Source organism: uncultured Fretibacterium sp. (assembly GCF_963544685.1).
GTDB lineage: Bacteria > Synergistota > Synergistia > Synergistales > Aminobacteriaceae > CAJPSE01.
On record NZ_CAUUGJ010000121.1, the window covers coordinates 1 to 6,730 of the forward strand.

General features: G+C 63.7%; 6 protein-coding genes. 3 read left to right on the plus strand and 3 right to left on the minus strand.

Annotated features, from left to right (window positions below):
* Positions 1-75: 75 nt before the first annotated feature.
* Together ABLA28_RS09815 and hisS are read left to right on the plus strand one after the other, a co-directional pair.
* Positions 76-399, plus strand: a complete 324-nt coding sequence (locus ABLA28_RS09815; RefSeq protein WP_347713511.1) for a hypothetical protein — start codon at positions 76-78, stop codon at positions 397-399.
* Positions 400-475: 76 nt separating this feature from the next.
* Positions 476-1,738, plus strand: coding sequence for a histidine--tRNA ligase (gene hisS / locus ABLA28_RS09820; RefSeq protein ID WP_347713512.1), 1,263 nt, complete (start codon positions 476-478; stop codon positions 1,736-1,738).
* 78 nt (positions 1,739-1,816) lie between these two features.
* Here hisS and pdxS read toward each other — a convergent pair whose 3' ends face one another.
* Positions 1,817-2,686: a pyridoxal 5'-phosphate synthase lyase subunit PdxS gene (gene pdxS / locus ABLA28_RS09825; protein WP_347713513.1), complete on the minus strand. Its 870-nt coding sequence runs from the start codon at positions 2,684-2,686 to the stop codon at positions 1,817-1,819.
* Positions 2,687-2,820: 134 nt separating this feature from the next.
* On the opposite strand from pdxS, the gene ABLA28_RS09830 reads away from it, so the two are divergent.
* Complete coding sequence (locus ABLA28_RS09830; protein ID WP_314716668.1) at positions 2,821-4,209, plus strand: PLP-dependent aminotransferase family protein; 1,389 nt, start codon at positions 2,821-2,823, stop codon at positions 4,207-4,209.
* Between the two features lie 43 nt (positions 4,210-4,252).
* On the opposite strand, the gene ABLA28_RS09835 is transcribed toward ABLA28_RS09830, so the two are convergent.
* The gene (locus ABLA28_RS09835) at positions 4,253-4,651 is read right to left on the minus strand and encodes an HIRAN domain-containing protein (RefSeq protein WP_314716667.1); all 399 of its coding nucleotides are present in this window, start codon (positions 4,649-4,651) and stop codon (positions 4,253-4,255) included.
* 4 nt (positions 4,652-4,655) lie between these two features.
* Positions 4,656-6,641: an ADP-ribosylglycohydrolase family protein gene (locus ABLA28_RS09840; RefSeq protein WP_347713514.1), complete on the minus strand. Its 1,986-nt coding sequence runs from the start codon at positions 6,639-6,641 to the stop codon at positions 4,656-4,658.
* Positions 6,642-6,730 lie beyond the last annotated feature (89 nt).

The window sequence follows — 6,730 nt, forward strand, 5'->3', positions numbered from 1 at the left end:
AGATGTAGCTCCGTCTCGTGGGCTCGGAGATGTGTATAAGAGACAGTCTACGAGCGGGACGGGCTGACCGTCCTCGTGGGGCTGTCGGCGCGGGGCAACCGCTTCGTCACCTTCAAGCAGGCCCGGGGGGACGACCTCTGGCTCCATGCCCACGAACTGCCGGGGGCGCACGTCGTCATACGCGGCTCCCGCGGGCGGGAGGAGCTGGAGACGGAGCGCCGGGACGTACTGGAGTTCGCGGCCTCCCTCGCCGCGGCCCATTCGAGGGGCAGGGGCTCCGGCTCCGTCCTGGTGGACTACACGGAACGCCGCTACGTCCGTTCCGTGCCCGGGACGGTGGCCCTGGTCACCTACACGAATCCGGGGACGCTTCGGGCCGTTCCGAGGGAGGAACGATGAAGTTCCGCTCCCCGAACGGTCAACGATCAACAATGATATACTCCTGATACAGCTTACGGAAATGGGGTCGATCGATATGGACATCAAGGCGCCGAGGGGCGTGCGGGACATTCTGCCCGGAGAATCGTGGAAATGGGCCTATGTGGTGAGGACAACGGCCGAGGCGATGGCGGACTTCGGCTGCTCCGAGGTGCACCTGCCCCTATTCGAGCAGACGGAGCTCTTCTCCCGCGGGGTCGGCGAGACCACGGACATCGTGGAGAAGGAGATGTACACCTTTTCGGACCGAGGCGGGCGCAGCGTGACGCTGCGTCCGGAGGGCACGGCGGGGATGGTGCGCGCCGCGCTGGAGAACGGGCTGTGTGCCCAGGGGACCTCCGCCAAGCTCTGGTGCTGGGGCCCCATGTTCCGCTACGAGCGCCCCCAGAAGGGGCGCTACCGTCAGTTCCATCAGATCGACATGGAGTGCCTGGGGGTGTCCGGGGCGGGGGCGGACGTCGAGGTCATCGACCTCTCCGCGGAGATCTTCCGGCGTCTCGGCCTGAGGAACCTGGAGGTCGTCCTGAACTCCGTCGGCTGCCCCGTCTGCCGTCCCGTCTACCGCCAGGCGCTGCTGGCCCACTTCGAGGCCCGCAAGCCCGAGCTCTGCGAGACCTGCCTGGGACGCATGGAACGCAATCCCCTGCGCATCCTGGACTGCAAGAACCCCTCCTGCGGGGCCGCGGCGGACGCCGCCCCGGCCATCTACGACCACCTCTGCCCGGAGTGCCGGGACCACTTCAAGGAGGTCCGGGCCGGACTGGAGCGGCTGGACCTCTCCTACCGACTGGACAAAAGGCTGGTGCGCGGGCTGGACTACTACACCAGGACGGCCTATGAGATGCTCTCCGGCGATCTCGGGGCCCAGAACGCCGTCTGCGGGGGCGGACGCTACGACAACCTGTCCGAGGCCATCGGAGGACCGCACCTGCCCGGCGTCGGCTTTGCGGGCGGGCTCGACCGCATCGTCCTCGTCATGGAGGAGCAGGGCTGTTCCTTCGGCCGGGCCCCGGCGGTGAAGGTCTACGTCGCGGCTCTCTCCGACGAGGCGCGGAGCGCGGCGCAGGTCCTGACGCACCGGCTGCGGCGCCACGGAGTCGCAGCGGAACAGGACACCGCGTCGCGCGGCTTCAAGGCGCAAATGAAGAGCGCGGACGCGTCGCACGCCGCGTGGACCTGCATCATCGGCCCCGAGGAGATGGAAAAGGGCCTCGTGACCGTCAGGAACATGGCCGACGGCTCTCAGACCTCCCTGGCGCCGGAGGCGGTGCCGGAGTTCGTGGCGAAGGACGGGAAATAACCTCTTTTCCCTTGAATCGACAGGGGCGGCCCCCCATGCGCGGGCCGCCCCTGTCCTCTTCCGGAAGGCGCGCCGCCTTCAGCGGGCGCTCATGATGACCTTTATCTCGTCCTCGTTGATGCCGACCATCGCCTCTCCGAGGTCCTTCGATACCTCGAGCAGCACCTTGGGGTCCTTGTAGTTCGCGACCGCCCTGACGATAGCCTTCGCCCTCTTCTCGGGGTTCCCGGACTTGAAGATCCCCGACCCCACGAATACGCCCTCGGCCCCCAGCTGCCGCATCAGGGCCGCGTCCGCGGGCGTCGCGACGCCGCCGGCCGAGAAGTTCAGGACCGGCAGTTTCCCGTTCTCCCGCACCGACCTCAGAAGGTCGGCGTCGACACCGAGCTCCTTGGCCTTGCTGTGGATCTCGTCCTCCCGCAGCGACGCGACCCACGAGATCTCGCCCATGATCTGCCGCATGTGGGAGACGGCCTGGATCACGTCGCCGGTCCCCGCCTCGCCCTTCGTCCTGATCATCTTCGCCCCCTCGGAGATCCTCCTGAGGGCCTCCCCCAGGTTCCGGGCGCCGCACACGAAGGGGGTCCTGAACTGTTTCTTGTCGATGTGGTACACGCCGTCGGCGGGGGACAGGACCTCCGACTCGTCGATGAAGTCTATCCCCAGGGACTCCAATATCTGGGCCTCGACGAAATGCCCTATCCTCACCTTCGCCATGACCGGTATCCCGACCGCCTTTACGATCTCCTCGATCATCTTGGGGTCGCTCATCCTCGAGACGCCGCCGGCCGCCCGAATGTCCGCGGGGACCCTCTCGAGCGCCATGACCGCGACCGCCCCCGCTCCCTCCGCAATCCTGGCCTGTTCCGGGTTGACGACGTCCATGATGACTCCGCCCTTGAGCTTCTCGTAAATATCCATCGTTCTCCTCCTCCGGTCTTTTCGCACTTTCTCGTTTTCGCGTTTTCGCGTTTTCGTTCCGACACTGCATTTGCTGCCGCGTTCGCCCCGGCATTATATCTGCTATACTGTTTCCATCGATAGATACAAACCAAAATATTTTTATGGGTACAGAGGCCGACATGCCGTCAAGACGAACCGATCTTCCCCTGTATCTGGGGCTTTACGAGGACATCAAGGACAGGATCGTTTCGGGGGAGCTCGCCGCGGGGGAAAAGCTGCCCTCGATAAGGGCGATGGCCAGGGACCTGAGGGTCAGCATCAATACGGTCAACAACGCCTATTATCAGCTGGAGGTCGAGGGCTACGTCAGGCCGGCCGAGAGGACGGGCTACTTCGTGGAGAAAATAGACGGGCTGGTAAGGCTCGGGCGGAGCGGCCCCGCAAACCCCGAGGGGGCGCCCCCCGAAAAATACAGATACGATTTTTCCTACAACGGCGTCGACGATTCCCTCTTTCCCTACTCCGTCTGGAAGAAAATCTTCCGGCAGGTGTTCTCGCCCGAATGCGGGGACCTGCTCTCGCAGGGCAGCGCCAGGGGCTTCCTCCCCTTGCGGGAGAGCATCGCGGCCTACCTGCGGAACTCCAGGGGCATCCGCACGGCCCCGTCCCGCACCGTCATATCCGCGGGCACGGAGCACCTCTTCTACATCCTCAAAAGGCTCCTGGACGCCAGCACGCTCTACGCCTTCGAGAACCCCGGCTATGCCGTCAGCAGCCCCTTCTTCACCTACGACCTGGCCAACCCCATCTTCCTGAACCTGGACAAGCAGGGGATCGAGATCGAGCGGCTCAGCGGGCTCAACTCCGCGGCCGTTCTTGTAACCCCCGCACATCAATTTCCGATGGGTACAGTCATGTCCATAAACCGGAGGATCGAGCTCCTGAACTGGGCGGGGCGGAAGCCCGAGAGGTACGTCATCGAGGACGACTATGACGGCGAGTTCAAGTTCCGGGAGAAGCCCACCCCCGCGCTGAAGAGCATGGACACGAACGACGACGTGATCTATCTGGGCTCCCTCTCCCGGCTCATCGCGCCCTCGCTGAGGGTCAGCTACATGATCCTGCCCGAAAGGCTCATGAAAAAGTATGAGGCGGCCTTCAAGGGCTTCGGCTGCCCGGTGTCCCTTTTCATCCAGGCGGCCCTTTCGCGCTTCATGTCGGAGGGGTATTTCGAGAAGCACATAAACCGGATGAAAGCTCTCTACAACAGGAAGTACTCGAAGATGAAGTCCCTCATCGAGCGTTCTCCCTACATCGAAATGCACGGCTCCAACTCCGGCATGTCCTTCGTGGCCGGCATACCGGGGGTCGAGCCCGGGGCGCTTCTCGGGCATCTGAAGGACGCCGGGGTGAGGATCGTCCCCGTCTCCGACTTCGCGGTGAACGGCGGGGACTTCAGGGGACTCTACCTGCTGAGCTTCTCGAGGCTCGGCGGCTTGGAGGAGATGGAGGCGGGCTTCGGGATCATCGAGGACACGGCGGCGAGGCTGAAGGAGGGAAAACTGTAAGGAGGCGCTGACGGGACCCGTGTGCTCTCGAGGATTGCCCGCCTCACTCGCGCAGATAGACCTTGATGCTCAGCTTCAGCCAGGCGCCCCGCATCTCCCTGGCGGATACCCTGCCGAACAGCAGCTTCCCCGCGTCCATGAGGCGGGAAAAGATCACGTTATCGTCCCTTGGGATATAGCCGATTTTCGCACCGCTTCGGGTCCTGACGACGATGGCCCGCTCGTCGTGGGGGTTGTCCGGCTCCCGGAAGAAGTCGAGCTCGTCGTCAACGTTCAGGTTCCCGGCGAGCTCCTCGATGCCCTCGATAAAGGACGTCCCCGCCACATGGGTGTCGAAGAGAAAGATGTCCCTTTCGAAGGGCTGGGGTACAGGGAGCCCCCCGCCCTTTCCATGCAGCAGGCCGATCAGATCGTTCCCCTCGCTCTTTGCCAGGCCGCTCATTGTCTCACCTCAGCATTTCTCCGGACTCGCTATCGACGCCGGCAAGCCGGAGAAGCCCGGCGAGCCTGTTTCGATAGAGGGCGTGCGTCTCCCGCAGGCGCGCCGCATCCTTTTCCAGCTCGGCCCTCTTTGCCGCCGTCCTCTCCGGGCTCTCGATGATTGATTTCACGATATAGGGATACTCGTCCTTGATCCCCTCGATTTCCTCCCGGACGGCCTCCAAAAGCTCCGTCAGCCTTTCCCTCTCCTTCGCCAGCGCGACGAGTCCGTCCTCATCGCGGTCCGGCAGGACCGGGGCGGACACCATCTCCCCTATCAGGCGCAGGCCGTTTAGGTCTCCATTTTCGTAAGCGGATACGGCGTTATGGAAAAGCCGAACCTGCGCGGGGTCCGCATCGGGGTGCAGGTCGGGGTGCAGCGCCTTCATGATCGCACGGTACAGCTTCTTCAGCTCCCTTGCGTCCTCCTTTGACAAAAACTCTCCCCTGCCCCTCTCGAGGGCGGCGTTCATCCTGTCGATCTGCTCGTCCAGCCTCCTCCGATACTCGTCGAATTCGTCGTCCAGAGCCGATTCAATCTCGGAGAGGACCAGTTTCTCCTGCCTGTTCCGCCTCGCCTGGATCATCTCTATCTTTCTCTTGAGCCTCAGCACCGTGCAGCGCAGTTCATACACCTTGTACTCCAGGCCGCCGAGCGTGAGCATGTACCTCATCTCGATGTTCCTGCACACCACGTGGACCAGCTCATCCCGCTCCAGCAGAAGGGCCAACGACTCCGCCCGCAGCCTAACGACGTCCTCCCTCAGCCTGACGTACTCCGCGGGAAGGGCGATCCCGCCGGAGCTCGCCCCATGGGAGGCCCCCTTTTCTCCGGCGGACGGGACATAAGTCATAAATACGTATTTGTTCGCCCAAAGCTCGTCCCGGTAGGGGCCATAACCGGAGATTCCGCAGTCGCTGAAGAGATCGTCCGCAATCTCCGAGACGACGTCCTTCAGCTCCAGGCGAGCGAGGTATTTCTCGGGAATCGCCCTCGCGCCGAGGCGGGCCCCCAAAATATTTCCGGTGACGGCTCCCGTGGAATCGCTGTCACCGCTGTGATTGACGGCGGCAATCAACGCCCGGTCGAAATCGTTCTCGTACTTGAGCGCACAGTAGACGGCGATGGCGAGGGTCTCCTCCGCCACCCACCCCTCGCCGAGCATCCGAATGGCGTCCGGATCGCCGAGGTCGCTCTGCGAGAGCTCGACGGCCATCCGCACCAGCGCCTCGAGCTCGTCCAGGTGTTCCGCCCCCGGGAACAGGCGCCCCATGGCGGACATCGCGTTCCAGACGGCATCGGCCAGCAGGGGGTCCTCGCTGTGGGAGACGGTATGGACGATATGGACGAGCGCCGCCGCCGGAATATACCCCAGCTCATGACCGTGCGTCAGAGCGGCGGCCTCGGCGCCGAGCCTGGCGACCTCATCGGACGTATGCCGCTCCCCGTCGAAGTACAGGCCGATGGGCGCAACGCGCATGATCCCGCCGCAACCCTTGCTGTCGTTGATGGGCTCGTCGATGGCGCCCCGTCTCCCTCCGCGGAACGACGCGATTGCGGACAGGCAGGTATTTCCCGGCGCGCGGCGCTCAAACAGTTCGGGAACGTTAATCAGCCAGCTGCAGGGATACCGTTCACGCACCGGATACGTCTCCGTCTGCGTGCGCAGCCACTCCTCACAGCACGACGCAATGCCGTCCAGGCAGCCGCCCACGGTTCCCCGAGTCCTGTCCCTTGTTGTCCCAAGGAGCAGGCCGTTCGCCGTGAACAGCGTCATCTGAGTGTCGTCCGAGATGAGCGCCGTCCCGTTCACAAGGGCATATTCGGTAATGCCGTCTCCTCCATACCTGCGAAAGATGGAATCGGCGTCCAGAAATTCCACGGCATACCCGAGAGCGTCCCCTGCGGCGCCGCCGAGCAGGCACCCCCTGTACCGATCCAGGCTTTTCATTCGGCTTCCCCCTTCACCCCAATGATATAACAAGGAAAACGCTGATTTAATCCATGAAGCACCCCGGTGGTACCCCAGCTTGCCTGTTT